General features: G+C 45.6%; 22 protein-coding genes and 1 pseudogene. 10 read left to right on the top strand and 13 right to left on the bottom strand.

What is annotated here, in order from left to right; all coding sequences use genetic code 11:
* Positions 1-7: 7 nt before the first annotated feature.
* From QUA58_RS16625 to msrP, 6 genes are all read right to left on the bottom strand, one after another.
* A complete protein-coding gene (locus tag QUA58_RS16625) occupies positions 8-2,122 on the bottom strand; it encodes a DEAD/DEAH box helicase (protein WP_333394924.1) in 2,115 nt (704 codons plus the stop codon).
* Complete coding sequence (locus QUA58_RS16620; protein WP_333394922.1) at positions 2,119-3,318, bottom strand: BREX system ATP-binding domain-containing protein; 1,200 nt, start codon at positions 3,316-3,318, stop codon at positions 2,119-2,121. The genes QUA58_RS16625 and QUA58_RS16620 overlap by 4 nt, the downstream gene beginning before the upstream one ends.
* Positions 3,319-3,321: 3 nt before the next feature.
* A complete protein-coding gene (locus tag QUA58_RS16615; protein WP_006634664.1) occupies positions 3,322-4,575 on the bottom strand; it encodes a BREX system ATP-binding domain-containing protein in 1,254 nt (417 codons plus the stop codon).
* A 2-nt stretch (positions 4,576-4,577) separates the two neighbouring features.
* Entirely contained in the window at positions 4,578-5,417 is an 840-nt protein-coding gene (locus QUA58_RS16610; RefSeq protein ID WP_333394919.1) for a hypothetical protein, read from the bottom strand.
* Between the two features lie 52 nt (positions 5,418-5,469).
* A complete protein-coding gene (locus tag QUA58_RS16605; protein WP_333394917.1) occupies positions 5,470-6,129 on the bottom strand; it encodes a Uma2 family endonuclease in 660 nt (219 codons plus the stop codon).
* 267 nt (positions 6,130-6,396) lie between these two features.
* Positions 6,397-7,380 (bottom strand): protein-methionine-sulfoxide reductase catalytic subunit MsrP, encoded by a 984-nt coding sequence (gene msrP / locus QUA58_RS16600; RefSeq protein WP_333252516.1) that lies wholly within the window; start codon positions 7,378-7,380, stop codon positions 6,397-6,399.
* A 506-nt stretch (positions 7,381-7,886) separates the two neighbouring features.
* On the opposite strand from msrP, the gene QUA58_RS16595 reads away from it, so the two are divergent.
* The 4 genes from QUA58_RS16595 (at position 7,887) to QUA58_RS16580 (ending at position 12,404) form a co-directional block, all read left to right on the top strand.
* Positions 7,887-9,965, top strand: a complete 2,079-nt coding sequence (locus tag QUA58_RS16595) for a serine/threonine-protein kinase (RefSeq protein WP_333394915.1) — start codon at positions 7,887-7,889, stop codon at positions 9,963-9,965.
* 482 nt (positions 9,966-10,447) lie between these two features.
* Positions 10,448-11,017, top strand: a complete 570-nt coding sequence (locus tag QUA58_RS16590; protein ID WP_333394913.1) for a tetratricopeptide repeat protein — start codon at positions 10,448-10,450, stop codon at positions 11,015-11,017.
* Positions 11,018-11,072: 55 nt separating this feature from the next.
* Positions 11,073-12,008 carry a hypothetical protein gene (locus QUA58_RS16585; protein ID WP_333394912.1) on the top strand — a complete coding sequence of 312 codons (936 nt, stop codon included), beginning with the start codon at positions 11,073-11,075 and terminating at the stop codon, positions 12,006-12,008.
* Between the two features lie 102 nt (positions 12,009-12,110).
* The gene (locus QUA58_RS16580) at positions 12,111-12,404 is read left to right on the top strand and encodes a DUF3288 family protein (RefSeq protein WP_333394911.1); all 294 of its coding nucleotides are present in this window, start codon (positions 12,111-12,113) and stop codon (positions 12,402-12,404) included.
* Between the two features lie 97 nt (positions 12,405-12,501).
* Here the strand turns inward: QUA58_RS16580 and secA are convergent, their stop codons facing one another.
* The 5 genes from secA to QUA58_RS16555 all read right to left on the bottom strand — a co-directional run bounded on the left by secA (position 12,502) and on the right by QUA58_RS16555 (position 18,324).
* Entirely contained in the window at positions 12,502-15,318 is a 2,817-nt protein-coding gene (gene secA / locus QUA58_RS16575) for a preprotein translocase subunit SecA (RefSeq protein WP_333394910.1), read from the bottom strand.
* Positions 15,319-15,572: 254 nt separating this feature from the next.
* Entirely contained in the window at positions 15,573-16,346 is a 774-nt protein-coding gene (locus QUA58_RS16570; protein WP_333394909.1) for a competence protein CoiA family protein, read from the bottom strand.
* Positions 16,347-16,592: 246 nt separating this feature from the next.
* Positions 16,593-16,973, bottom strand: coding sequence for an aspartyl protease family protein (locus QUA58_RS16565; RefSeq protein ID WP_333394908.1), 381 nt, complete (start codon positions 16,971-16,973; stop codon positions 16,593-16,595).
* Positions 16,974-17,010: 37 nt separating this feature from the next.
* Positions 17,011-17,229, bottom strand: a complete 219-nt coding sequence (locus QUA58_RS16560) for a hypothetical protein (RefSeq protein WP_333394907.1) — start codon at positions 17,227-17,229, stop codon at positions 17,011-17,013.
* Between the two features lie 162 nt (positions 17,230-17,391).
* Positions 17,392-18,324, bottom strand: a complete 933-nt coding sequence (locus tag QUA58_RS16555; RefSeq protein WP_333394906.1) for a ribonuclease Z — start codon at positions 18,322-18,324, stop codon at positions 17,392-17,394.
* Between the two features lie 270 nt (positions 18,325-18,594).
* On the opposite strand from QUA58_RS16555, the gene QUA58_RS16550 reads away from it, so the two are divergent.
* On the top strand, positions 18,595-19,770 hold the full coding sequence (locus QUA58_RS16550) for a SpoIID/LytB domain-containing protein (protein ID WP_333394904.1): 1,176 nt from the start codon (positions 18,595-18,597) through the stop codon (positions 19,768-19,770).
* Between the two features lie 212 nt (positions 19,771-19,982).
* The gene (locus QUA58_RS16545) at positions 19,983-20,207 is read left to right on the top strand and encodes a hypothetical protein (protein WP_015174403.1); all 225 of its coding nucleotides are present in this window, start codon (positions 19,983-19,985) and stop codon (positions 20,205-20,207) included.
* Positions 20,208-20,404: 197 nt separating this feature from the next.
* Here the strand turns inward: QUA58_RS16545 and QUA58_RS16540 are convergent, their stop codons facing one another.
* Positions 20,405-21,742, bottom strand: coding sequence for a hypothetical protein (locus QUA58_RS16540; protein ID WP_333394903.1), 1,338 nt, complete (start codon positions 21,740-21,742; stop codon positions 20,405-20,407).
* 388 nt (positions 21,743-22,130) lie between these two features.
* On the opposite strand from QUA58_RS16540, the gene QUA58_RS16535 reads away from it, so the two are divergent.
* The 3 genes from QUA58_RS16535 (at position 22,131) to QUA58_RS16525 (ending at position 24,100) form a co-directional block, all read left to right on the top strand.
* Positions 22,131-22,652 (top strand): photosystem I assembly protein Ycf3, encoded by a 522-nt coding sequence (locus QUA58_RS16535; protein WP_333252500.1) that lies wholly within the window; start codon positions 22,131-22,133, stop codon positions 22,650-22,652.
* A gap of 242 nt (positions 22,653-22,894) precedes the next feature.
* Positions 22,895-23,176, top strand: a complete 282-nt coding sequence (gatC, locus tag QUA58_RS16530) for an Asp-tRNA(Asn)/Glu-tRNA(Gln) amidotransferase subunit GatC (protein ID WP_006635952.1) — start codon at positions 22,895-22,897, stop codon at positions 23,174-23,176.
* 207 nt (positions 23,177-23,383) lie between these two features.
* Entirely contained in the window at positions 23,384-24,100 is a 717-nt protein-coding gene (locus QUA58_RS16525) for a TrkA family potassium uptake protein (RefSeq protein WP_333394901.1), read from the top strand.
* Here QUA58_RS16525 and QUA58_RS16520 read toward each other — a convergent pair.
* Entirely contained in the window at positions 24,057-25,688 is a 1,632-nt protein-coding gene (locus tag QUA58_RS16520) for a sodium:proton antiporter (RefSeq protein WP_333394899.1), read from the bottom strand. The genes QUA58_RS16525 and QUA58_RS16520 overlap by 44 nt on opposite strands.
* Positions 25,689-25,839: 151 nt before the next feature.
* Here QUA58_RS16520 and QUA58_RS16515 point away from each other — a divergent pair.
* Positions 25,840-26,044 (top strand): annotated as a pseudogene (locus QUA58_RS16515) (IS630 transposase-related protein); the annotation flags it as partial.

Genomic DNA, 26,044 nt, shown 5'->3' with positions numbered 1-26,044 from the left:
GAACCTTTCAGCGATAAGTAGCAGGAAATAAAACTTCTATTTGAGGAGAGGCGAGCACCGGATCAGAATGAGCCAATCTCACCAATACTCTGCAGAATGTCTCATTTCTTAACCAATCTTGCAGGAATTCGCGCAATTGAAGCTCAGCAGGTAGCAATGTTTGGTAAATAGAGCGTTCAGAAGATGTCTCTAACAGCCGATGAAAAACTGATTCGTAGGCTTGTGCTTCTGTGGGAATTGATGCCCAGTTAATGGGTGATATTACCAGCAGCGAAACATCATCAGCTTTGTAATCTAGTTGCTTATTAATCAGAGCTACAGCCTTATTTACCAAGTAGCCTCCAAATGTAAAATAGCGGATACCTTTAGATGAACGAATATAGGGAATTTGGTCAATCCGACAAATCCTCCGCAGGTTATCTCTTGCTTTTTCTAAACTTTCGTGTAGGCTCCGGGTTAAAACCTCACTCGGCAATTCCTCCTTGTGGATGATTTGCCAGACACGATCGCAAACAAAAGCATCTGTGCTAATTCCTCTACCCCCATAGGTAAAATCAATGGCACTACCTTTTTCAGATGATGGTTCAACAAGGATACCTGCCATCGAAGCCTTGCGTACCCGCCAAATTTTGCCGGCAAAACGTACCAGAATTCCTGGTCTAACTCTGAGTAAGTTCTCAGCAGGAACTTCACCTAAAACTTTAGATGTGTAACGTAATTCTATGGTTTGGGAACTCCGGCCAAAGTTACCGTATATCATTCGATAATCGACAAGTTTGTGCAGGTTTGCATCAGCACCATATTGATTTTTGAAACCATGACGCTGAAGATAACTATTATTAGCTAATTCACCAAGTATTGTTTCGATAGATGAGCGATCTAGATAGTCTTGGTGATCGAATAGCTTGCACAATTCTGCAATTCGAGTGAAGCGACCACCCTCCGATGCAATGACGCTGAGACACTGTTGCCCAATCGCTCCAAATAATTCATAGGGAGAGCGAATAGGTAACTCACCTTTTTTTGCTGCATCGACAAGAGCAATAAAACGCAACGAGTCAAAGATTACATTATCAGAATTATCCGGTACTAGGCAGATAACATTTGTTTTATTGGCGCGTCGATTACTGCGACCAATTCGCTGTAGGAATGATTCAACCCCGCTGGGTAATCCCCAAAGAATTACAGCATCAATATCACCGATGTCAATACCAAGTTCTAATGTACTGGTAGCAATACAGATCGCAGTTATTGCAGCAGTAAATTTTTGCTCAGTTTCCGCTCTAACTTCTGGCGAGAGAGATGAGTAATGAGTAAAAATGAGGGGATTTAAGCTTTTTTCATGCTGCAAAATTCCTGCTAACCGTTCACATTCTCGGCGAGAATTAGTAAAAATCAATAGTTTAGTCTGCCTCCCTTCTGTCAACTTGCGAATGAGCTTCAGAAAGCTGGCTTCATCAGCAATATGCCGGACATGGGCATCAATAGAACGATGAGCAGGAAATTGAAGGAATTCAGCACTAGCTGCTGATCCAAACAAGAAATCACGCACGTCTGAAAGTCTCCCCACTGTTGCAGATAAGGCAGCCCATTGCAACTCTTGTCCTAAGCTTTTTTGGAGTCTTTGAAATAGGATAGATAGTTGCAATCCTCTCTGCGTGTTGTAGAGAAGATGCACCTCGTCAATAACTACAGCGCAAACTGTTTGTAAAGTTGCATCTTTGCGGAAAAGTAGCACTTCCAGCGATTCTGGCGTTGTTACTAGAACATGGGGTGTTTGCCCAGATACTAAATCATCGCGATCGCCATGACGTATGCCAACACGAAGTCCCAATTGAGCCAATGGCGGATACAGCCGCTTTTCTAAATCATTAACCAGTGCCTTAGTAGGCGCAATATAAATCAGAGTCAAGGCTTCAGTTGTGACAGCTTTTCGCCAATAACGACTTAGCAAGGGAGCCAAAACAGCCTCAGTTTTCCCAGAACCTGTACCAGAAGATAGGACAATATTTTGACCCTTTACTAGCGGTTCAATAGCAGCTTCTTGTACCGGACGCAAAGCTGTAAAACTTCCATAAAATGCTGAAGAAACACGGCGCTCCAACAATTCAATGCTACTCATTCTATTTCCTCAAGCTGTCGGTCTAAAAACTTCACAACTTCCTTAATCGTTTGACGAGTACGGTCTTGAACTGCAATAATGCCAGTTTTTTTGACAATTGCCGTCAGACCTAGTTCAATAGCCGATGAATTAGTATCCCATCCATAAGCAATTCCATGAAAGTCCTTAATTTTTATGGTTAACTCTTGTAGCTGACTGAGCTCTAGGGGACTCATTTCAAAGGTAGAAAGCGCATCCAATTGAGCATAGTCATAATCCCACCGACCCTTACTAATCAGACGATTCCTGCACTTGCTGACAAATTCTGGTGTCACAGCAAAAAAACTCAGGCCCTGAAATTGCTGACCTGCAAAAAACTGGAAGAGATTTTGAAATGCCATTTCTTGATGGGCTATATTTGTAATATTAGATAAAACATCCTCAAATTCATCGAAAAGTATGATGATCCCCCTCATTCCCGAAGCACAGGCCAGGGTATGAATATCTCTAATTGCAGCCCAAGACTGAGCGTAACCTTGAGATTTAAAGTCAAACAAAAGTGCCTTTGTTGTATAGTTTTGCCACTTAATTGTTCTAGTTAATTCTAGTTCTTTTCGGTAGCACATCCGGCTTTTATGTATCAACTCCTGATAAAGATCCTGTGTCTTATAATTACTTTTTTGAAACAGCAAATCCTCTACTAAATCTTTATTAACTCTTCCGCTCATCCAACCGCGCAAGGCAATAAAAATAGCTGGAGATTCAAGGGATTGAGAAAAATCCCATTGGCCGTTATTCGTTATTTTTTGCCATTGCTTACCTGCTGTTCCTTTACTCTCACGTGCTTGTTCGCAAACCCAGTCGAAGAAAGGGCGGACACCTCTATCTTCAGAGTTGTTTGGAATTTCTAAACCACGCCAGACTGCACCCAACATCTGATCCATGCGATTGAAACGGACAGCAGATTTAGCATCCAGGGTTACGGAACTAACAGCAAAATTTGCTTTTAAAGCGGTTTCACGGATAAATCGCAACAAGTGACTTTTGCCAGAACCGTAGTTAGCTTTTAGCAATAGCGCATCCGTTTTTCCTTGTTGAAGCCTAGCGGTCAGCTCCGTAATCTCTGACAGTCTACCTACTGTGAAGTAGCGTACTTGACCATCAGGGGGAATTCCAAGACGAAGAGATTCAATGACTCGCTGCACTTCTACATTCACCGATTATTCCTCCCTAAGATGATCCATTACGTCGTCGTATATAGTTTCCGCTGACCTGGTTTCTCCTTCAAGATGGTCATCAAAATGTGTAATCAAAGCTGTTACTAGGACGCGCCAAAAGCGAACACCACTGAGGGCAGGATGAATTTCATAAAGTTCTTTTACAAAAAATTCAACTTTTACTTCAGAAGGTAATTCTCGTGTCGCTTCTGGATAAGCAGTTGCATAAATACTCAGGATTTTCTTAGCCGCGCTCTGATAGTCTGATAGCTCTGTTACTACCTGATCAAAATTCCAGATAGTATCTAATGCTCTCGGTTGACGTTGTTGCTCTGGCTTGCCGATTCGTCCTTCTAAAGCTCCATAGGTTATGATTCCGTGTTTGGGGTCTGTGAAAAAGTCAGGTGTGGTTGCATAGATGAGAAACAGACCCTTCAGGGCTTCAATATTATTGATCAGAGATAACAAATTGTTGTGAGCATCTCGTAGAGAGGATTTACGCATAATAGAGTAAGCCTGTTCAGCCTCATCAAACAGGATGAGTAATCCTTTGTAGCCGGAAAGTCTCACAAATCCAGCAAGGGATTGTAGCATTAGTTTCGCATTGTCTTTATTAACAATTTTGTTAACTTCAAATCGCTTCCGGTACATGGCTACGCTACCTTCTCCACTGAACCATTGGAGAATTTCAGCTCTATTTTGTTCTTGAAGAGCTAGATCGGGGGATTCAGGCAGAAAAGTTTCCCAGTATTTTTGAATCATCTTTTTAAAATCAATATCAATGCTCCTATCGAGAATCAGAGCTTCTCTAGCTTTAACGTAATCCTCGTAGGAAACTTCGTTACTAACTTTACAATTGCCTGTAGATAAATAAGCTAAAGATTCTTTTAAAACTTGCCCAAAGGGTGCTGCTTCGTTTTCAGTTAAGTAAGATCTCGTTGAAATATTCCGCAAAATAGAATAAAAAACGCTCTCAAACTTATTTAAAGCTGCTGCTTTATCCAACTGTACATTAGAGACTAGGCAGTTATTTTGAAATGCGACTTCCCGAAGCAACCTAAAGAAATGGGTTTTTCCGGCTCCCCACGAACCGCTGATAAAACGGATGATTCCCTTTTCTTCTATACCGCTTAAATGAAATTTTTTAATCCCTGCGATTAATTTTTCATTTCCTACGGAATATAAATCAACACCACGCTGGGGTGGAGTACCTTTGCGAAGTGACTCAACAACCTGAGTAGCAATGCGCTGAGCCATAATTACACCTTTTTAAAGAACATGAAACCGATATAGCGTTTTTGCTCTATGTGAAGAAGCATTCCTTGATTAGTTTCTTTCGTCTGTTGTAATTCCAGACGGCAGCCATCAATCTCTATTGGCCCTTGCTCAACCAGCCGTGAAAGGTCGATGAGGAATTCATCTGTACGAAATCCACTTTCGTTCTTTCCCAGACGTTGCGTGATATTGCGAATAGGAATGGTTGAGCCATCTGATAGTTTATCTTTCTTTAGTATTGCCAAATATTGGGATAGGAGCTTTTTAATAAACTTTTTGCCATCAAAAGTTCGCTCAAAAATCCTCTTGTGTTCTCGTTGTACAACCTCAACTATAGCTCCTATGTCAGCAGGGAATTCAACCATCTTTGATGATTCATAGTTAGACAAGCTTGCTATTTTTTTATGGTCATCTATATCAAGCTGAAAGAATCCTTTCTCAAACTTGTAGCGGGGATGACGACTGTCTTGATCTAACTGTAAGCTAGTCGCCTGACAAGCTTTTTCTAAATAGGCTGGAAACCGATGTGGCTTAAGCTCTTCAGCCCGCTCTTTGGCTACCCGATAAATATCATCCATTAGGGAAACTTCCGAGGACTGATCAACCCTCATCTTCTCTATAAGGTGCTTATGCTTATCCAATAAATCCAGGCAGTGCAGCGGCCACTGTTTGTGGAGGAACCTGTTAAGGTTGTCCCAGAGCTTGCAAAGGCGTTCTACTTCCTCAGCCTGCGCTTTGATGTCTTTTTCTTTCTGGGTGGTGGAGGCTGCTTGTTCTCTGGCTTGGTCTAAAATTTTTTCAGGGAAAGGATTTATTTCAACCATAGGTAAATTTTACAAAATAGACGTGCAATATGCTGTATTATATAACTTGAGGCTAACTTTGACTCGGCAAAATCTCTCTAATTCTTTTCCGAAACAAACGCACCGCCGCACGCTGGCCGACTGTTCTGCTTTGTTCGATGAAACCGGGAATTTCTGCAACAGGTAAAAAGGGAAAAGCTAAACTGCGATCGCACATTTCATATTTCCCTTCTACAAGTTGATAAACTTGCAGAGATTCCCGGCGATACCTCCACAGTTCGGGCACGCCAATAGCAGCATAAATTGTAAACTTATTCACAGAATAATTTGTGTAATCTGACTCTATTGCTAAATCCGGCGGCGGGTCATTTGGCAAATTGATATTTCTGCCTCTAACTAAAGATTCATTTTGAATGTAGAAACAGGAATCAGGTTCGACAGCACAAGTTAAATCTTCTCGTTCAAGAGTCAGCGAACCCAGACTCCTAAGTTCAATTTCCAGCTCATCTACAATGGCTTCCACAAAGCTTTCTATCAGTCGTTTGGGTTCTTCGTGTTCTTCCAGTGGCATCCTGATTTCTAATACTCCTCCATCGTAAGCAATTCTCCAAGCTCTATCGTCCCCAACATCTGCCAGCAATGCTTTAAAAGTTGACCAACTGACACCTTTTAAAACAACTCGGTTTTCTGGGGTAGTTTGCTGCTCGACGGGAGTTGATGTTGTTGTTACCATTTAACAATTCCTTGGTAGCTTCATCAATTTTTATTGTAGTCGATAGACTGCAAATTTAAGGTAAAATTTACAAACATAGTGCAGGTATCGGGTACGGACACGGCACTCCCGTGTCCTGTATTTCATTTTCCGGAAGCGAAGAAAAAAGATTTTTTTTAATTAACCGCAGAGAACGCAGAGGGCGCAGAGAAAGAGAAAAGAGAGAAATTAATAATTTGAGGAACAAGCCGAAAAGCCTGTTCCTCAAATTACATCTCGCGTAGTTAATTAACTGTACAAACTAGCTACATATTCGCCGTAACCGTTATAAGGCAAAGTTGGGCGAGTTTCCCACGACCAACTGTTACCGGGGCCGACTATCCGTTCGCTGGCCTGCGACCATCTGGGGTGTGGCTTATCTGGTTCGACATTTGCTTCAAAAGCGTATTCGTTGGGGCCGATTGTATTCCAAAAAGTGGCGGGCTGTTTTTCGACAAATTCAATTTTGACGATCGACTTTGCGCCCTTAAAACCGTATTTCCAAGGAATCACTTGCCGCAGCGGCGCACCATTTTGTTTTGGTAGCCTTCGGCCGTACAAGCCTGTGGCAAAAAATGCTAAATCGTTGGCCATTTCTTCAATTCGCATACCTTCGGTGTAAGGCCAAGGATAGAATTGGGACATCAAACCGGGGCCGGGAGTTATTTTGGGGTCGTAAAATGAGGTGAAGCGAACGAATTTAGCTTTCGATTGCGGTTCGACATCAGCCATCAGTAATTTCATGGGAAATCCGACCCAAGGAACTACCATCGCCCACGCTTCTACACAGCGAAATCGATAAACTCGTTCTTCGATAGGAAATTTTTTGTAGAGGTCGTCAATATCATAAGTGCGGGGATTTTTTACTAAACCCCCTACTTCTACTTTCCAGTTTTCTGTTGGCAAAGCTTGAGCAGCTTGCCAAATAGATTTGGTGCCGCCGTATTCGTAAAAATTGTTGTATTTTGTAGCTAAGGCTTCGTCGGTAATCGCTCGATCGACTTTGGCAAAGGCGGAATTCCGGCTCAATCCCGCGTATGCTTGGGTTGAGCCTTTGTCCAGAGCCGTTTTTGAGCTATTACTGCTTTGACAACCTGTCAGCGGCAGCAGCGAAGCTGTCACGCCGGCGCCAATTAAATTTGTCATGAAGCGGCGGCGGTTGAGAAAGGCTGTTTCTGGGGTAATTTGTGGGTTGAGAATTTCCCAAGACTTGGGTACGCGAATTAAGGGCATAAGTAATAGTTAAAAGTTAGTAGTTAGTTTGGCTGAAGTTGCCTAAGTTTTAATCTGTTAGTCGATTTGAGATTTGAGAAAAAAGGTTTGAAATTGACTCCATAGAACAAAGAATCGCGGATATTTGGCAAGGCGTCGCGATTGCTTTGCTTTGCTGCGATCGCACTGAAAGTATTCGCAATGACAGTATAGCTTAATTCGGTAACAACTGAGATATTGCACCATTCTCAAGAACAGGCAAGATGCCTGTTCCACAAAGAATGATTTGATTGTGGGGTGGGCATCCTGCCCGCCCGTATGATCGACCTATTAAACCTCGCTCGCAGGAAAGTCAGCAATAATTTACGCGCGATCGACCCAAGCAATTGTGGCGAAAATCTGGGAAACAATTATGATCAAGCAAAGATTCCAATTATTTAATTTGTCCACAGGAAGCGGCACGCACCGCCCCGCTTTCCTCCCCCACTAGCAATAATGTCGGACGGGGGTCTCCAGCGGAAAGACAAATGAGTTACTGCACAAATCCCAATTGCCAGAATCCCCAAAATCTTGATCGCGCGACAGTATGCAAAAGTTGCGAGTCGAACTTGCTGCTAAAAGGCCGCTACCGAGTCTTTCACACCCTCGGTCAAAGTCTCACTTGCCGCACCTTCTTAGCAGTCGATGAAGACCAACCTTCCCAACCCCGCTGCGTCATTCAACAATTCTGCGGCTCAGCAGCAGTCGCCGACGGTCGCACCCAGCAAAACCGGACATTTCGCGGCTCGGCCTCAGTTCTCGACAAGTTGGGGAAACATCCGCAAATACCAAAACTGCTGGCATCTTTTGAAGTCGAAGGCGGCCAGTATTTAGTGCAAGAATACATCGAAGGCCGCAATTTGGCCGATCGGCTTTCAGAAAAAGGTGTTGTTAAAGAAATTCAAATTTGGTATCTGCTGAGCGAATTGTTGCCAGTCCTGCAATTTGTTCACGAAAATCAACTGATTCACCGAGATATCAAACCGTCCAATATTATTCACCGCAAAACTCCCCAAGCATCCCCAGCTTTGGCAGGGAAAGATGATTTACATGGAGTGTCTCAGGAAAGTGCATCGGGGCTAGTTTTAGTCGATTTCGGCGCGACAATTCCGGCAAACAGCGGGCCGCTGAAAACAGAAACGGTGACAGGTTCTGCCGAATACGCGGCCCCGGAACAAATTAAAGGCCAAGCGATTAAAAGCAGCGACATCTACAGTTTGGGCGTCACTTGCATTCACTTGTTAACGGGAATGTCGCCCTTTGATTTGTTTGACATCAAAACCGACAGTTGGACTTGGAGAGATTATTTGAAAGTACCAGTTTCGGCGCGACTCGGCCGCATCCTGGATAAAATGGTGCAGCGAGAACCATCAAAACGCTATCGCTCAACCGAAGCAATTCTCACAGACATGAAATACGGCCCGGCACCGGTAGACGTGATTCTCAGCAAACCCAAGTGGACTTTGGCCATCTGGGGAGCAAGTACGGTTGCCCTGCTGTCCGTAGTGCTGGGTTCTCGCTTGCCATCTCCTGCACCGCAGGCTTTCACTTCTGGTGAGCCTGTTTCTACCATTCCCGAAATTCGGTTCAATCCGCCCCCGATGCACCATTTCAGCCGTCAGGAATCGCAGTCAGGGCCCGCAGTACGCACTCTGGCGGATCAAGACAAAAACCCGGTTTGGGCGGTAGCAGTCGCTCCCAACGGTCGCGTGATTGTCAGCGGGAACAACGACGGCACAATTCACCTGCTGCACAAGCGTCATGGCAAGCTGCTCAAGGTTTTAGCAGGACACTTGGGGCCGGTGTGGTCGGTAGCTGTCAGTCCCGACGGCAGGACGATCGCCAGTGGTGGCGTTGACGGTACGATTAAATTGTGGAATTTCTATTCGGGCAGGTTAATTCGGACTTTGGACGGACACCAAGACGGCGTGTTCTCGGTGGTTTTCAGTCCCGACGGAGACAAGCTGGCCAGTGTCGGTAAGGACAAAACTTTGAAGATGTGGGAAGTCCAAGGCGGGGCCGAGTTGGAAACTCTTAAGCGGGTTTTTGATGAGGTGCAGTCGGTGGCTTTCAGTCCCGATCGACAAACTTTGGCGATCGGCAGCAGCGACGGTAAGATCAACCTGTGGAACTGGCAGACTGGGGAATTGAAAGAAACTCTTTGGGGTCATTCCGAGGGGGTTTGGTCTCTGGCCATCAGCCCGGACGGTCAAACTCTCGCCAGCGGCAGTTGGGACAAGACGGTGAAGTTGTGGGATATCAGCCCAAATAATCAGTCCCGGCAGTCCAACGGTTCTCTGCTGCGGACTTTGATCGGCCATTCCGACAAGGTTAAGTCCTTGGCTTTCAGTCCCGACGGAGACAAGCTGGCCAGCGCCGATTTGAGCGGCACTATCAAGCTGTGGCGCATGAGTCCCGGTGAGCAGTGGCGCATGAGTCCCGCCGACACGGTGGGCACGCTGAAGGGTCATTCTACTTGGGTGGAATTGGCTTTTAATCCTCAAGACAAAACTCTGATCAGTGGCAGTTTTGACGACACGATTAAGGTGTGGCGGCTGTCTCCTTGATTTTTTTGATCGCCCGTTCAATTAATTTTTGAACAGCTAGGGCGATCGAACATTTAGTTAATTGATCTATCAACACTTCCGACAGTTTCAATGCTGACGCATGGGTGTTAGAAACCCGGTTCCTAGGAGTTTTGCTAACAGGAACGAGAAATATAGTCAGCAACCGGGTTTCAGATCGTCAAGAGTGCGTCCAGGACTTTGCTGGATTTTATCTTGCTTTGAGCGGAGTTCTCTGAAACCCCTATTCTGCTGTTGGTAATCAAAAACTGTCCGAACTGTTGCAGGACTTACGCACAGCCTCAATATATAGTGTTTTATAGGGGCAAACCCCCCGTGGTTGCCCCCATACTTGGAATAATTGCGTAAGTCCTATGTTGCTACAAAAACAAATTTAAAATATCAAATAGTTAGAATATCCCTAGAAATCGCGGTTGTTAACTAACACTTGTGGTAAAGTAGTTTCGGCTGTTAAAGTAAAATCTATGACCGCAAATTCCGAGTTAGCAGAGCAGTATTTGTCAACGGGCGATAGCCTTCAGAAATCAGGAAAACTTGAGGAGGCGATCGCTCAATATCAAAAATTACTAGCCATTCCAGCAGATAATGCGATCGCACTCAACAAGATCGCAGAAATTTATTATACGCAACAGAAATATGTAGAGGCGATCGCCTCCTGTTACCAAGCACTTCGCCACCAACCGAATTTCGCCGCAGCCTACAAAACTCTAGGCAATATCCTGCAAGCCCAAGGCAAAATAGACGCGGCGATTCGCGCCTACTCCAAGGCGATCGAATTTGATCCTAATTTTGTCGAAGCCTATGTTAACTTGGGCAGTATGTTTTACAAACAAGGCCAGCTCGATGAGGCTATAACTTACTACCAAAAATCTATTGCTCTTCAACCAGATTTAGCCGTCGCTTATTGGAATTTAGGCAAAAGTTTGGAAGAGCAAGGTCGAATCAATGAAGGTTTATTTTATCAAAAAAAAGCTCTAAATTTACAGCCGGAGTTAGAAGGTAGAAGCAATTTAGTAAAAAATAGCACTTACTGAAGAGGAATGTTATAGTCAGAATAATTAAATCATTAACGATACAAGCTGGATCAACATGGAAATTAACCAGAATCCGCTCGAACTCCTAACGGCTAAAGTACAAGAAACTCTTGCCGATATCCAAAACTTAGGCAACCAAATTGATGCAAAATTTGATGAAAGTGCAACTGTATTAACGGCGTGGGTACAATCAGCGCCAAGTTCAATTGTTAGTGCCGGGGCGATCGCCACTCAAGAAGCTTTTAAAATAGCACATAACATCCGTTTTGAAAACCTGCCAAGAAATCTGCAATCCAAATTTGCTAGGGCTGGGGTACGTGACGGCATCCGAGATGTTCAAGAAGCAGCAAAAGTATTTGAATCCATACCCGCCCAAATTCGTGCCCAAGGCCCAGAAGCAATTCGCAACTTCTGTCAAGATAAAGATTGGAGTCACATCCAAGCGCACGTCAATGGAGGCGGAAGCGAAGCTGCTAACGGGATTTTTGAACATTTTTGGGTGAATCGTGCTCGCGGTGGTGTAGATATGACTGCTGCAGAATTAGCAGTCGCTAAGCAAGTTTTAGCGGATGCAGCGTTTAAAGCAGCAGTTGCCGAAATCGTTGGGGCTGCAATGAAAGGGGCGATCGCCGCCGCAGTAATTGAGTTAGTATTTTCGATATTAGAAAACTCGCTACTGTGCGTGGAAGGCAAAATTACGCAGTCAGAGTTAGTCGAACAAGTCGCCACTGCCACCGCTAAAGCTGGCATTGCTGGTGGTGTTATTACTGGTATTCTGTTAACACTGTGCATGATATTTCCCCCCATTGCCGCGCTTTTAGGTGCCGCAGCGATGCCCTTGGCGGTTGCAGGTATTGGTTTTATGGGAATTCGCGCTTGGGAAATCTTTTGTCACGGCGATCGACTATTTGGTATTACTGAACAAGCACAAAAATTTCTGGGAATGACTGAACAGTTGACAGTTATGATACCCGAATCAAACCGTTTATGAGGCGCGGATTTAAGAGTCTATTCATTAGGTTATTTATGTCCGCGCTTTTGGGTGGCGGTTGCTTGTAGAAACCTTTTCAGATGATTGGGAAACATAAATAGTATGGATTCAGTAGTAAAAACTCAAGATCAGCAGCATCCGCAATACAAGCGCGATCGAGCCAGTGTCGATACTTTATTAGCAGGAGAAGCAACCGACTACAATTTATCGGAATTAGCAAGATTAATAATTCGCTACCGAGGCTTTCCCGGCGCTAGAGATATTCAATCCGACTTAAAAAAAGTTCTGCAAAAATGGAATCATACCGAAGAAACTCTTTACGAAAAAACCCGTAAAATTCACGCCAAAGGTGAAGTTTACAGGAAACAAAAAAGCGATCAAGAAGATTGGCTTTAATCTCAAATCTGCAACTTCCAGGAAGAGCCTGGGAACCAGCAACAGTCAACAGTCAACAGTCAACCGTTAACTGTCAACTGTCAACCATTAACTATTTTCAAACCATCTCTGGCGAAACTTGCATAGCCGGCTGGGGCTGGAACTGGAACAGCGAATAAACCACATTGCGGCGGATATCCGTCATCATGTCCAAAAACAGCTCATAACCTTCAGTCTTGTACTCGATCAGCGGATCTTTCTGCCCGTAACCGCGCAGCCCTACAGACTCACGCAAAGCATCCATTTGTTGCAAGTGTTCCCGCCACAAAGTATCAATTTGCTGCAAAATAAAGAACCGCTCAGCATCGCGCATCAATTCCGCTCGGATTGCATTAACTTCCGCTTCTTTCATGTCGTAAGCGTTGCGTACTTGTTCGTGCAAGAAAGTTTTAATTTCCTCAACCGACAAATCTTCTAGCTGATCCGGTGTCATGTCAGCCAGCAAATAAACAAATTCCTTTACCTTGCTCACAAGTTTTTCGACTTCCCATTCTTCCGAAGGCAAATCGGGATTGATGTATGCTCCCACGATATCATCCATCGTTTGTTCGGCATATTTAATTACCTGTTCCTTGGAGTCCAAACCTTCCAATACTCGGCGGCGTTCCGCATAGATTGCTCGACGCTGATTGTTCATCACTTCGTCGTATTCAAATACCTGCTTGCGGATATCGTAGTAGTAGGTTTCGACTTTTTTCTGAGCGCCTTCGAGGGAACGAGTCAACATTCCAGATTCGATCGGCATATCTTCCTCAACACCGAACATCTTCATCATACCGGCCACCCGTTCACCGCCGAAAATCCTGAGCAAATTGTCTTCCAAACTCAAGAAAAACCGCGTAGAACCGGGATCTCCTTGCCGTCCCGCCCGGCCCCGCAACTGATTGTCAATCCGGCGCGACTCGTGGCGTTCGGTACCGATGACGTGGAGGCCTCCCAACTGCACAACTTCATCATGTTCGCTGCTGGTAAAAGCATCGTACTCGCTGCGAGTTAAATTGTAAGCTTCCCGCAATTTTTGAATTACGATGTCTTTGGTAGGGGCTTTTTCCGAGGCTACAGCCACAATGTCATCGGCTTTCAATTCCGAGAGCGATCGCTCGCCGTACTCCTTCACCGCCAATTCCACCGCCTCCACGAGCATTTGTTTGGCATTTTTCGATAGCTCCGTCGGGAAAATCTGCGCCGAAGCTTTCCAAGACTTGACCTTTTTCGCAGTTTGACCAAAACCTTGAGGTGCGGGGCGGCCACTAATACCAGGCACTTGCACCACCGAAAACCCTTCGTCATCCTCGGGTTGCACGATCCGGGGCATCAAATATTCTCGCAATTTGAGCCGCCCCATGTACTCAGAATTACCGCCCAAAATGATGTCTGTACCGCGTCCCGCCATGTTTGTGGCGATCGTCACAGCGCCTTTGCGTCCGGCTTGAGCAATAATTTCTGATTCCCGCTCCACATTTTCCGGTTTAGCATTCAGCAAATTGTGAGGAATTTTCCGTTCCTGCAGCAGGCGCGACAGCAACTCCGACTTTTCCACGCTTGTAGTACCCACCAGCACCGGCCGACCCATCTCGTGCATTTCCGCGCATTCTTGGGCGATCGCATTCCACTTCCCAGCCTCCGCCTTGTAAACCATATCCGAAAGGTCAGTACGGCTGGTAATCCGGTTAGTGGGAATCAGCGTCACTTCCAGATTGTAAATCTTCTCAAACTCCGTTTCCTCAGTCTTCGCCGTCCCTGTCATCCCCGACAGCTTCGGATAAAGCAAAAAGAAATTCTGATAAGTAATCGTCGCCAGCGTCTGAGTTTCCGGCTGAATTTCCGCCCGTTCCTTGGCTTCTATCGCCTGGTGCAAACCGTCACTCCAGCGCCGTCCCGGCATCACGCGGCCGGTAAACTCATCCACAATCACCACTTCGCGATCGGGAGTGACGATGTAGTTAATATCCTTAATAAACAATTCCTTCGCCTTAATCGCATTAAAAATGTAATGCGCCCAAGGGTCAGCCGGGTCGTACAAATCCGTAACACCCAACAAATTCTCAGCTTCACCAAACCCTTCATCGGTCAATAGCACATTCCGAGCCTTTTCGTCAACCTCGTAATGTTCTTCATTTTCCTTTCTCAGAGCAGCAGCTACCTCAGCCGCCCGCATATACTTTTCACTGGGGCGTTCCACCTGGCCGGAAATAATTAAAGGCGTCCGTGCTTCATCAATCAGCACCGAGTCAACTTCGTCAATCACGCAAAAATTAAAAGGACGCTGCACTACATCTTCCATCACAGTAGCCATGTTGTCCCGCAAATAGTCAAAGCCGACTTCGCTGTTCGTGGCGTAGGTAATGTCGCAGTTATAATTTTTCTTTCGTTCCACCTGATCCATGCCCTGCTGAATCAGTCCCACAGTCAATCCCAGGAAGCGGTGCACCTGCCCCATCCATTCCGCGTCCCGCCTTGCGAGATAATCGTTGACGGTGATGATGTGTACGCCTTTACCGTTGAGGGCGTTGAGGTAAGCCGGCAGCGTCGCCACGAGAGTTTTGCCTTCACCGGTTTTCATTTCCGCAATTTGGCCTTTGTGGAGGATGATGCCGCCGAGGAGTTGGACATCAAAGTGGCGCAGTCCCAAAACCCGCTGTCCCGCTTCCCGCACCACTGCAAAAGCTTCCGGCAAGATTTCGTCTAGGATCTCTTTCTCCTCGTTGAGAGATTTAGCTTTTGCCAGACGTTCTTGAAACTCGGCCGTTTTCCCTCTGAGGCCGTCGTCTGAGAGTGCGCGGAAGTCTTCTTCCAAAATATTGATATCAGCTACCCAAGGCTGAAATTTTCTCAGTTTGCGCGCGTTGGGATCGCCTAGCAGATTTTTAAACATGGCAGGAGAGGCAGATTTTTAATAATTTAGCTATTAGCTTTCAGGGTTACGGGCTGTAGTGTTAGCCACAACATATACCCTCCCCGATTGTAGCAACCATTGGCTATCCTGGGCCGTCGCTGGGGGCGATCGACCGATTTTGGATTTTAGATTGAATAATCGATTCTTCTTGCCCCCTCCTGATTAAGCCTAGATTTTCCTAGGGGCGAAGCATTTAGGCGACAATGTGCCTGTGTTATGGAGTTGCCGGATCATCATTTCCACCAAGCAGCGTGCTTATCAGTCAAGATTTTGCAGTTAGGGACAGAAATATCTCCCCCTTCCCAACCTTGTCGGCTCACTGCTTGAAAATCTTGCAAGATATTTAGAGTAAGACCATGATTAGGCGTGCGATACCTTTTTGACCTTTTGAAGTAACCACCTGCGGACATTTCGTCACCATCTGAACTATACCAGTCTGATTCCTCCACCCAGAGTTGATACTCGCCCAAGTGAACAGCCGCTACGTTCAGACCATGAAGCCAGTAGTAAACCCGACCATAATACGCAGCATGTAACCATTTTTCCCACTGCTTGGGTGCATACCTTTCAGCTTCGAGAGCGTCGCCGAAAACGGGCAGCCAAAGAACATAGATGCCTAAGCGATTATATTCTTTCGTCCGATCAATTATTTTGCTCATGGTCAAGCTGCTAACCTGAACCTCGATAGCAACCTTGACCGTGTAGCTCTCAAAGTAAATGTCAGGAACAACCTTGCCTAAATCTTTTTCCAATTCGCAAGCAATCACGCTTTTATCTTGATTCAAGCCGTCGAAAATAGTCTGCTTGCATACCCGATGCAACTCAGATTCACCTTGCCCATACTGACAAACCACCGGAGGCTTGTGAGCAAAATGATGCACCTTGACCAGACCTTTGCGGAGAATAGTTTCACTCTGGCATTTGGGACAGAAGAAGGAACCATCCTGCTTTTGCGAATCTCGCGCCACAACTTTTTGCCCGTCGCTAGATCGAATCGAAGTAATCATCTCAGAAGTATTGCAAGTTTCTACCAGATACGCGCACCGGAATAACTAAGCGTTAACCCGCAAATGCCGGATAAATACCTGATCTAAGCCCAAACTACGGCATATTTTGTATCTTGTCAAGTTCTACTGAATAAAATTATATATATTTTACAGTATCTATGATTTTCCGACATATCCTTCATCTTAAACACAATAACTAAAGCACAGAGACAAGTTATTTGCACTAATTTTGGACTGTTTTTACTTTCATGTATCCCTCAATTTAGGACACACTTCAAACGCTAATTGTGACCCATAAAAACAAACATCAAACTCAGTAAAAAAATTAGTACGCCCTAAAAGAATCGGAATATTATTCACCCTCGTCCAGGCAAAAGCTAACTGAACTGGCTCAAAGTCCCCTACTTTTGCCCAGACTAATAAGCCTTTTGTTTCAGCACTCGCTAAATTCCCCGCTAAAGTAACAGAAAATCTTTGCTCTTCCCAAATTACCCCTAATTGCACCCCAACATTATAGGGCAAAACATTTACACTAGCTCCTGTATCCAGTAAACCCATAACCTCAACAGAACGATTTTGATAAGTTAGTGTTAAAGGCAGATACGGAACATCAGCTAAAACACCCATTCCATCTCGTTTAGGTTGAAAAGGATATCGCCTACTATTAAACATTTTGAGTTTGTTTCTGCTCAATTTCTAGGAACTGCGTCAATTGCTCTGCTGCACTATTAGAAGTATGCACTGAATATAAAATTTCCGCAGATTCATTACCCATTACAATTCCTTCTTCTTTCGCCAATTCTGCTATTAAAAACAGCATCATTTGAAACTTTTCAGCACGAGGCAATTGCCGAAGTTGGGCTAATAATTCAAGATTTGACATAAAACGCCATAGAATTAGTTTTTACATTTTATCATGACCTTGAGATTTCAACCACTCCAAAACAGCACAGCCAATGCGTAAGTTTTGAACGGGCCCTCCTAGCCCGCCCCGATCGCCCTTATTGAAAATGCTGTCACATCTCTGGTCAGATTAACCCTAGTTTTAAACAGGCCTGGGAACTTCGTAAGTCAAAAAGTCATAGGCCATTTTCGTATTCGGAAAAATAGCCTGCGCTTCCTTGAGCAAATCATCCAGGACGATCGCATTTCCCGGAGCGTAACGCGGGCTAAAATGCGTCATAATTAGCTGTTTCGCCCCAGCGATCGAAGCCACTTGAGCCGCCATTGTCGAAGTTGAATGCAATCTATCAAAAGCCATTTGAGCATCTTGATGAGCAAAAGTAGCTTCATGCACCAACAAGTCAGCATCCTTCGCCAATTCCACCGCCCCGTCACAAAAAACCGTGTCCGTACAATACACAAACTTGCGACCGATTTGATCCGGGCCGCAAAAATCCGTACCTTTAAACAGTCGCCCGTCCGATAACTTTACCGTCTTTCCTTGTTTTAATTGACCGTAAAGCGGCCCGGAAGGAATACCCACAGCTTTCGCTTTTTCTACATCAAAATGTCCCGCACGGTCTTTCTCAGTTACTCGATAACCAAAAGCAGTAACTCGGTGCTTCAAAAGGCCGCAGCTAACAATATATTCGTCATCTTCATAGATGACTCCCTCGTGACTTTTGTGTACCTTAACCGGGTAAGAAAAATGAGTTTGAGAATAGCGAACGCCAGCTTGCAAATATTCTTCAAGTCCCGGAGGCCCGTAAAGATCGATGCGCTTGACATTCCCCGCCAAACCGCAGCTAGCCAGCAAACCCATTAAGCCGAAAATATGGTCGCCGTGCAGGTGAGTGATGAAAATGCGGCTCAGTTGGCTGACTTTGAGGTCGCTGCGGAGAAACTGGTGCTGAGTTCCTTCGCCGCAGTCAAACAGCCAGAGTTCGGCTCGCTGGGGCAAGCGGAGGGCGATGCTGGAAACGTTGCGCGATCGCGTGGGGACACCGGAGCTAGTTCCGAGAAATGTAATCTGCAAGACTCAAATCACCTCAATTAAATCTTAAAAAATATGTTACATATATCCAGAGTGCGACAAATCCGACATATATGAAATAGTCGCAGGCAGGAACCGGGATAAATCGCTGTTCCTGCGAACATCTATTCGCTTAAAATCATTTTTGACAATCGCACAGAGTGATCAACCCAATTCTAACGTTTTGTTTCTTCCGTTCCCCTTCCTTTTTCCCTTGCCTTGCCTTCCCTTAAAAATTCTTAAACTCATACAGCACAGGAGGAAAATTTTCAAATGCAGTCAGGAGTATTTTTTGGTTCCGTTCTTTCGACATTAAAAAAACGCTACTTTTGGATGGGGCTGTTGTTTTGGCTGGTAATGGTAGCCCCAGCACAGGCCGCGCTGATCTTGCGAGTTGCGGTACAAGACGGGACAAGTCAGATAAAAGTCGGCAGTTCTACAAAGGCTGCAATCCGCGACGGTAGCGGGCGCAATTTGGGCGAACTGGCCGCAAACAGTTCTCAGTCGGCTCAATTTCGATCGGGAACAGTGGCAATTGGTCGCTGGGCGGCCAACCAAGTTTGGATCGAGCCGACGGGGAACGGTTATGTTTGGATTGGCGATCGGTGGTATCGGGGACGCACGCTTCTAGTTCCCCAAAAAGGAGGCTTGACTGCCATCAACTACGTCGATATCGAACAGTATCTCTACAGCGTTCTCGGCGCCGAAATGAGTGGCAATTGGCCTCAAGAGGCTTTAAAAGCGCAAGCAGTCGCCGCCCGTTCCTACGCTATCCACCAGCGCCTGAAAAGCGAAACCGAGCTTTACGATGTGGACAACACTCAGTCTTCGCAGGTTTACAAAGGACTGCAAACAGAATCTTCTGGGACTTATTCCGCAGTCGATGCAACCGCCGGCCAAGTTCTGGCTTACAACGGTCAGATTATTTTAGCCGTTTTCCACTCTGCGTCTGGGGGGCATACTGAAAATGTCGAGGATGTTTGGACGGAACCCTTGCCTTACCTGCGTGCTGTTCCTGACTTTGACCAAGGGGCGCCGGTTTACCAATGGAAAGAAAGTTTTTCTCGGGCTCAAATCAGCAGTAAGATTTCTGGCGTGGGCAATGTGATCTCGATGAAGCCAGAACGCACTACCGCTTACGGCAGCGTTTTGAGGATGAAAGTAGTTGGAGATGGCGGTTCTAGGGTCATGACTGGCGCAGATTTACGCCGGGTTTTAAATTTGAGGAGTACGCGGTTTACCGTGATTCCTCAGTATGGGGGCGGTGGGAACCCAAGGAACAGTGGCCAAGCTCCTACCGGTTTTCAGGTTGCTGGCAAAGGTTTCGGCCATGCTGTAGGAATGAGTCAGTGGGGGGCATACAATTTGGCCAAACAAGGATACGGCTACCAGCAGATTTTGTTGCACTATTACCGAGGTGCTACTTTGGCTAGAATTGCAGTCCAGTAACTGCTGGGAATTGGGAATTGGGAATTGGGAATTGGGAATTGGGAATTGGGAATTGGGTCGAAAAGCATTGGGAATTGGGAATTGGGAAGTGGGGCGAAAAGCATCTTCGCCGAAAAGCATTGGTTATTAGAGCCAACAACAAATAACCAATAACTACTAACTACTGCCAACTGCCAACTGCCAATTGCCAACTAACTACATTAAGGATTGCTATGCAAAAGTGGGAGTATTTATTTGTGGATGCGAATATGTATCCTTTTGGAAACAAGCTGATTAGTTTATATGTAAACGGTGAAGAACAGCGAGATTGGAAACAAGGCTCGCTGCATCTATTTGTCAATCATTTGGGCGAGGAGGGATGGGAACTTGTGGCTCTGGATCACGACTCGAAGTATGACCAAAATTGTTTGATTTTTAAACGCCCTAAGCTTATTTAATAAAACTCGGAGTATAAAAACTTCTGACATCAATAAAAATTGATATTTTCCACAATTCTTAGCAACGGGCTAGAAGCCCGTTCCACACACAACAAAGATATTTTATTGTGGAACAGGCATACTGCCTATTCTTGAAAAGGATGCAAGATTTTAGTGTAACCTAACTTAACAACAAAAAACAGTTTTTTTCATTAGTATTACAAGTTGTCCGAGCGATCGATCCTGCGCTGCCATTCGGCATCTATTTTGGCTGACTGTTCTAGTTCTTGTTGGGTTAATTCGGTTTCTGTTGTATAAGCTAAGTCTTCTCCTGTCAGAACGTTTTCTGCTGCAAATTCCTGGGCGTAGGCCAGTTTTTTGAGCAAGTTGGCATCGGGTTCGTTTAATAACATTGCTCGCTGCTGACGCTCTTGATTGCGGGATTCTATCCGGCTATTTTTCCACTGAATCCAGAAGTAGCGAATTAAAGGAATTGCGAGAAATCCGACGCCGTAAATCAGGAGCATGGGATAAACAGCGCTGACGAAACCGATAAATCCACCGGCGAGCAAATTATTAGTTAATAGATTCCCCAAAACTAACGCACCGACAAGATTGACGGCTCCTAACCCTGCTGCGAGCATGATTTGTCCTGAACTGGCGTTGCTGAAACGCCACAGCATTTCTCGCAAATAAGCTGCTACTGGTTCAGAATTTCTCTCGGTGGCTGTGGTTTGCAATTGCGGGAAGTGGTACACTATTTCCCCTTCGGGACTGACTTCGGGGCGGCCGTCAAAACGGGCGAGGGCTGGTAACATATATTGTTCGTATTCTCGGGCGTATCCTTGTCCGAGATTGTCTAGATATGGGGCAATTTGTTCGGCGGCGACGGCACCTCGGTTGTTGCGAATTGCGGCGGCAATATCGCTCCATTTGCGCTCTTCTAGATTGTTATTGGGATTGCCGTCTCCAAATAGAAAGGAGAAAACTGCTTCCAGAAAACTCATCTGGGGCTTTTGGCCGCTTAAGCGCGATTGCTGCTGGTAGTAAGGTTCGTCGTGATTCCAGTAAAATATCCAGATTAAGTCGTTCCAGAAGTTGGGAAAAAAGAAAAAGCCCCCGCCTCTGTTGCCGCCGCCGCTTCCGCCACCGTCTCCTCCTCCTCCTCCTCCCCCGTTATTGCTGTCGCTGCTGGAGAGTAAACTGGAGACTAAAATAGTGATAGCAACAAAAATTAAGAGGATGGAAGCTACCAGCACTATGCCAAAAGATACTCGAATCAGGTAAAATAGAATTTTCCAGATTTTTTGCCACCATTCCTGCAATTGCAAGCGCAAGAATTTGTTTCGCAAAATATCTCGAAAGTTCTTGGGAAATAGGTAGGCAATGTCGCCGGATTCTGCTACTTGCAGGTTGCCGCCTGCTTCGGAGGCGAGGGTTAAGAGTTCTCGCTGGGCAAAATTGACATCTAATCCAGCTTTGGCCGCCACGTCTCCAACCGTAACGCGGTAGCCAAGTTGTTCGACGGCTTGCATAATGGTGGGATTCGGAGCCATAGGTTTCTCTCTGTGAAAATTACCTGGTTATTTTTATTATATAGTGCGAAAATTCGATCGCGTTTTGAGACCCTGGTTTTTGATTTTTTTTGATGCTGCGCTTGACTTTGGAGCCAAATATTGCTAGTCTTTTGACCGATCGCCCGTAGGATGCGGCAAATAGGTTAAAGAAATGTGGTTTTTTTTGCAAGTCCGGCAAGAGTTATTTAAAATAGATAGGGCTTGCGCGGGCGTGGTACGCAAAGCCGTATTTTGAGGTTTGCAGTTGTGTCTCACAAGCCTTTTTAGTGTCCTCGGCACCACTCTCAACCCAAACAGTTGCAAAACTCTTAATAGGAAAACTTTACAGGCTAATTTTTCTGATTAGCCACTAACCAAAGAATCGCATATGCCAAGAACTCAACGCAACGATAACTTTATTGACAAAAGTTTCACGGTAATGGCTGATATCATCCTGAAGATTATGCCGGCGAAAAAGCAGGCGAAGGAAGCTTTTGCTTATTACCGGGATGGTATGTCGGCTCAAGCTGATGGCGAATATGCGGAAGCGCTGGACAATTATACTGAAGCGCTGAAGTTGGAGGAAGATCCTTACGATCGCAGTTATGTCTTGTACAATATGGGGCTGATCCATACTAGCAACGGCGAACACGATAAAGCTTTGGAATATTACAGCGAGGCCCTGGATCTCAATCCGAGAATGCCACAAGCGCTGAATAATATTGCTGTAATTTACCACTATCAAGGGGAAAAGGAAAAGGAAGCTGGCAATGTTGAAGGGGCGGAAGGGCTTTTTGATAAAGCTGCGGATTATTGGAAGGAGGCTATTCGCTTGGCGCCCAATAATTACATTGAGGTGCAAAATTGGCTGAAGACGACTGGCCGATCGCAGATTGATGTGTATTTCTAACTATGATGGGAATGGGGCATCGGGCAGAGTTAGTAGTTAATAGTTAGTAGTTAAGCTGTTCTGCATTTAAATTGGATGTCAAAAAACAATTAAACTCTTGTGGGGTGGGCGTCCCGCCCGCCTCGACCATGCAATTTAAATGCGCGACAGCTTAGTCGTTTCTCTAATAACCAATAACTAATAACCAATTCCCCATGCCCTATTCTCCATGCCCAATTCCCAATTCCCAATTCCCGATTTTTATGATTGACAGAGAAGAAGTTCGGAAAGTAGCGAATTTAGCGAGATTGGAATTAACGCCGGAAGAAGAAGAGCAGTTTACTGGTCAACTTAACGGTATTTTGGATTATTTCGAGCAGTTGAGTGAACTAGATACGAGTAAGGTGCAGCCGACAACGCGGGCGATCGATGTTAGTAATGTAATGCGATCGGACGATTTGCAACCTTTTGCTAAGGGAGAAAGTATTTTGGAGGGAGCTCCCGATCGCGATGGGGAGTTTTTTAAAGTGCCTAAGATTATGTAGGGTTCGCACTGCGTAGCTAACTGAGGGAAATCTTTTCAGGGGTTGGCTCCTATGCCCACCCCAAAAGCAGATTAAACTAAGTGTGGAACAGATAATAAGTAAGCCGGCGAAAGCCACCCCACAAGCCGATTAAACTGATAGAAACCCAAAACCATCTCACTCATAGGGATAAATCTGTAACGTTCATTCTTGGGGTGACAAATAGTCATGTACATATTAATTGGTGGAGCAGGAATGATGGGGCTGGGTTTAGCCCAGCAGTTATTAAAACTCGGTCATACGGTTGCAATCATCGATGCCGACCCGCTGGCCTGTCGCTTTGCTCGAGAAAAAATCGGAGTGATGGCATTTGAAGGCAGTGCGGTGAGCACAACGGTTCTTCTGGAAGCGGGAATTAAACAAGCAAACGCAGTCGTTGCAGCACTCAGGGATGATGCACTGAATTTAGCGCTGATTACCCTATCGAGGAGCTATGGCATTTCCCATATTGTGGTGCGAATGCGCGATCGCGAATTCCTGGAAGCCTATCGACTAGCCGGAGCCAGTCACATCATCAACACTATTGATTTGGCAGTTGCATCAATGGCGAATGCGATTGAATATCCCCAAATCGAGTCGATGATGCACTTTGAACACGGGCAAGTCGAGGTATTAAAGCTGCCAGTTCCAGGCGATTGCAATGTGGCAGGCCGCACCGTTGCTCAAATTGCTCTAGACCCCCGTTTTCCAAAAGGTTCGCTGATTATTGGTTATCAATGCCATGCCTGCGCCAATCTGGAGATTCCGAACGGCAATACTGTTCTTGAAGCAGGCTCTACCATCTTGGTCGTCACCCGTCCAGAGCTAGTTCACCAGATGATTGATTACCTCGGCATTCGCGCTAGTCATCTGCCAACGCTAGAAGTTTCTCATCCAAATCTTTGATGTAAGGATGAACCAGATCCTCTGGGACAATTCGCTTGCGGAGGGCATCGCTAACTGCTCCTTTTTCTGCTAGAAGCAATCGCCGTCGAATCGTATCTAGCCCGCTGCGATCGCCCTCTAGTTGCCCTGCTCTATGTTGATTGTAGAGATCGCGCAGCACTCGCTCAGAGTGTGCTACTCGTGCTTGATACGATGCCCATAACTCCTCGTAAACTGCCTTCGGCAACACGCCTGCTTTCAGCAAACTATCTAGCTCATCTTGAGCCGCTTTGGAAGCGATCAACTGAATCTGTAACTGCCCAGCTTCCTGCATTACATCAGAAACACGGCTAATTTTTAGTCGTTTTACCAGCCAGGGTAAACTTAATCCCTGTCCGACCAAGGAGAATAAAACTGCACCGAATACCAGCGCAATGATGTTATCTCGTCCTGTCAATGCCAGAGGAATACTCAGCGCCAGTGCCATCGAGAGTGAGCCTTTGATGTTTCCCACAAACAGAACGTGCTGCCAGCGCAGGGGAATCGGACGATCGAACCACCGCAGCCCCGCTAACAACAGATACACCGAGAGAATCCGTCCCAGTTGATATGCCAAAATGACGAACAGGATGGATGGCAAAATTCTCCACAGCGCTAGGGGGTTAATCTCAATGCCGATCAGCAGAAAAATAAATGTATTGACCCCAAAACCAGCGTACTCCCAGAAGCTCAGTAGCGTAATTCGATCCGAGGCTGACGTACTGCGAGAAAGCCCCAGATTGCCAAAAATGAGTCCGGCGATAACCACAGCCACCGCACCGGATACCCCCAAAAATTGCCCGATTTGGAATGTTCCTAACGCCAGCGCCACGGTCAGCAAGAGACTGCTCAACGGGTCATGTAATCGAACAAATATCGGCAGACTCAAGTAACCTAAGATGATACCCACGACTCCCCCACCCAAGGCAACCACGAGCAGTTCCTTAAGTCCTCCCACGACGGTAAAAGAGCCTGTAGCATAAACGACTAGAATCAAATTGAATGAAACCAGGGCAGCCGCATCATTGAACAGGGTTTCTCCTTCCACGATGGTGGATAGCCGGGAAGGTACACGGATCTCTTTAAAGACCGCGATCGTTGATACGGTATCCGTATTTGCCAGAATCACTGCGATCAGCAATGCCGGAATCCAGTCTAGCCCTAGCCCAAATTTAACTAGAACAGCGATAATTGCTGAGGAAAAGATCGAGCCGGGACCAGCCAGCAGGGCGATCGGCTTAAAGGTGCTGCGGAGACGGCTGATATCAGTATTGATAGCTGCTTCAAAAATCAGAATTGGTAGGAAAAGATTTAATACTAAAGAGGGGTCTAAACCAATTCGACGCGACAACAGCTCTGTAATGGGCAGACCTGCTAACACTAAGCCCGTCACATAGGGAATTCGCAACCATTGGGTTACGAGTGCAACAACAGTTGCAATCAGCAGCAGAATGATCAAGATGATGACCAATTCAGGAATGACTCCTGCCGTTTGGCTATTTGTAGCAGGCTCGCTGCCCAAGGGAGTTTGTTGCGCTACAATCGACTCTATCACCGATACTCCTCCCATAAACTCGTTTTCCTCAAAGAAATTAACAGATTAACTACCGTTTTAGTCTACAGGAGACGGTTCACTCTAGTGTAGAGGTATAGTCATTTCAAATAAATGTGAGACCGAGGTAAGATCATGATAAAATCGATAAAAAGAGTTAATTAGAAAAATGGCTTACAGTCTAGACCTAAGACAAAAAGTAGTCGATTATGTGGAAAATGGAGGGAGTACAACGAAAGCTGCCGCCATATTTAAGGTAGGAAGAGCAACAATTTATAGATGCAACCGGTAGGGAATACCTTCGACCAACTCAGGTCAACCACCGTCAACGAAAGCTAGATTGGGAAGCACTCAAAAAAGATGTTGAAAAAAAT

This window comes from Microcoleus sp. N9_A1 (assembly GCF_036701795.1).
Lineage (GTDB): Bacteria > Cyanobacteriota > Cyanobacteriia > Cyanobacteriales > Microcoleaceae > Microcoleus.
Note: the sequence above shows the minus strand (reverse complement) of the source record. Positions and strands in the feature narration are given on the sequence as shown.

Excerpts from the sequence above, each read along its gene's own strand:
- QUA58_RS16625 (WP_333394924.1), bottom strand. The coding sequence starts at position 2,122 with ATGAGTAGCATTGAATTGTTGGAGCGCCGTGTTTCTTCAGCATTTTAT.
- QUA58_RS16615 (WP_006634664.1), bottom strand. The coding sequence starts at position 4,575 with ATGGCTCAGCGCATTGCTACTCAGGTTGTTGAGTCACTTCGCAAAGGT.
- QUA58_RS16610 (WP_333394919.1), bottom strand. The coding sequence starts at position 5,417 with ATGGTTGAAATAAATCCTTTCCCTGAAAAAATTTTAGACCAAGCCAGA.
- QUA58_RS16605 (WP_333394917.1), bottom strand. The coding sequence starts at position 6,129 with ATGGTAACAACAACATCAACTCCCGTCGAGCAGCAAACTACCCCAGAA.
- msrP (WP_333252516.1), bottom strand. The coding sequence starts at position 7,380 with ATGCCCTTAATTCGCGTACCCAAGTCTTGGGAAATTCTCAACCCACAA.
- QUA58_RS16595 (WP_333394915.1), top strand. The coding sequence starts at position 7,887 with ATGAGTTACTGCACAAATCCCAATTGCCAGAATCCCCAAAATCTTGAT.
- QUA58_RS16590 (WP_333394913.1), top strand. The coding sequence starts at position 10,448 with ATGACCGCAAATTCCGAGTTAGCAGAGCAGTATTTGTCAACGGGCGAT.
- QUA58_RS16585 (WP_333394912.1), top strand. The coding sequence starts at position 11,073 with ATGGAAATTAACCAGAATCCGCTCGAACTCCTAACGGCTAAAGTACAA.
- QUA58_RS16580 (WP_333394911.1), top strand. The coding sequence starts at position 12,111 with ATGGATTCAGTAGTAAAAACTCAAGATCAGCAGCATCCGCAATACAAG.
- secA (WP_333394910.1), bottom strand. The coding sequence starts at position 15,318 with ATGTTTAAAAATCTGCTAGGCGATCCCAACGCGCGCAAACTGAGAAAA.
- QUA58_RS16570 (WP_333394909.1), bottom strand. The coding sequence starts at position 16,346 with ATGATTACTTCGATTCGATCTAGCGACGGGCAAAAAGTTGTGGCGCGA.
- QUA58_RS16565 (WP_333394908.1), bottom strand. The coding sequence starts at position 16,973 with ATGGGTGTTTTAGCTGATGTTCCGTATCTGCCTTTAACACTAACTTAT.
- QUA58_RS16560 (WP_333394907.1), bottom strand. The coding sequence starts at position 17,229 with ATGTCAAATCTTGAATTATTAGCCCAACTTCGGCAATTGCCTCGTGCT.
- QUA58_RS16550 (WP_333394904.1), top strand. The coding sequence starts at position 18,595 with ATGCAGTCAGGAGTATTTTTTGGTTCCGTTCTTTCGACATTAAAAAAA.
- QUA58_RS16545 (WP_015174403.1), top strand. The coding sequence starts at position 19,983 with ATGCAAAAGTGGGAGTATTTATTTGTGGATGCGAATATGTATCCTTTT.
- QUA58_RS16540 (WP_333394903.1), bottom strand. The coding sequence starts at position 21,742 with ATGGCTCCGAATCCCACCATTATGCAAGCCGTCGAACAACTTGGCTAC.
- QUA58_RS16535 (WP_333252500.1), top strand. The coding sequence starts at position 22,131 with ATGCCAAGAACTCAACGCAACGATAACTTTATTGACAAAAGTTTCACG.
- gatC (WP_006635952.1), top strand. The coding sequence starts at position 22,895 with ATGATTGACAGAGAAGAAGTTCGGAAAGTAGCGAATTTAGCGAGATTG.
- QUA58_RS16525 (WP_333394901.1), top strand. The coding sequence starts at position 23,384 with ATGTACATATTAATTGGTGGAGCAGGAATGATGGGGCTGGGTTTAGCC.
- QUA58_RS16520 (WP_333394899.1), bottom strand. The coding sequence starts at position 25,688 with ATGGGAGGAGTATCGGTGATAGAGTCGATTGTAGCGCAACAAACTCCC.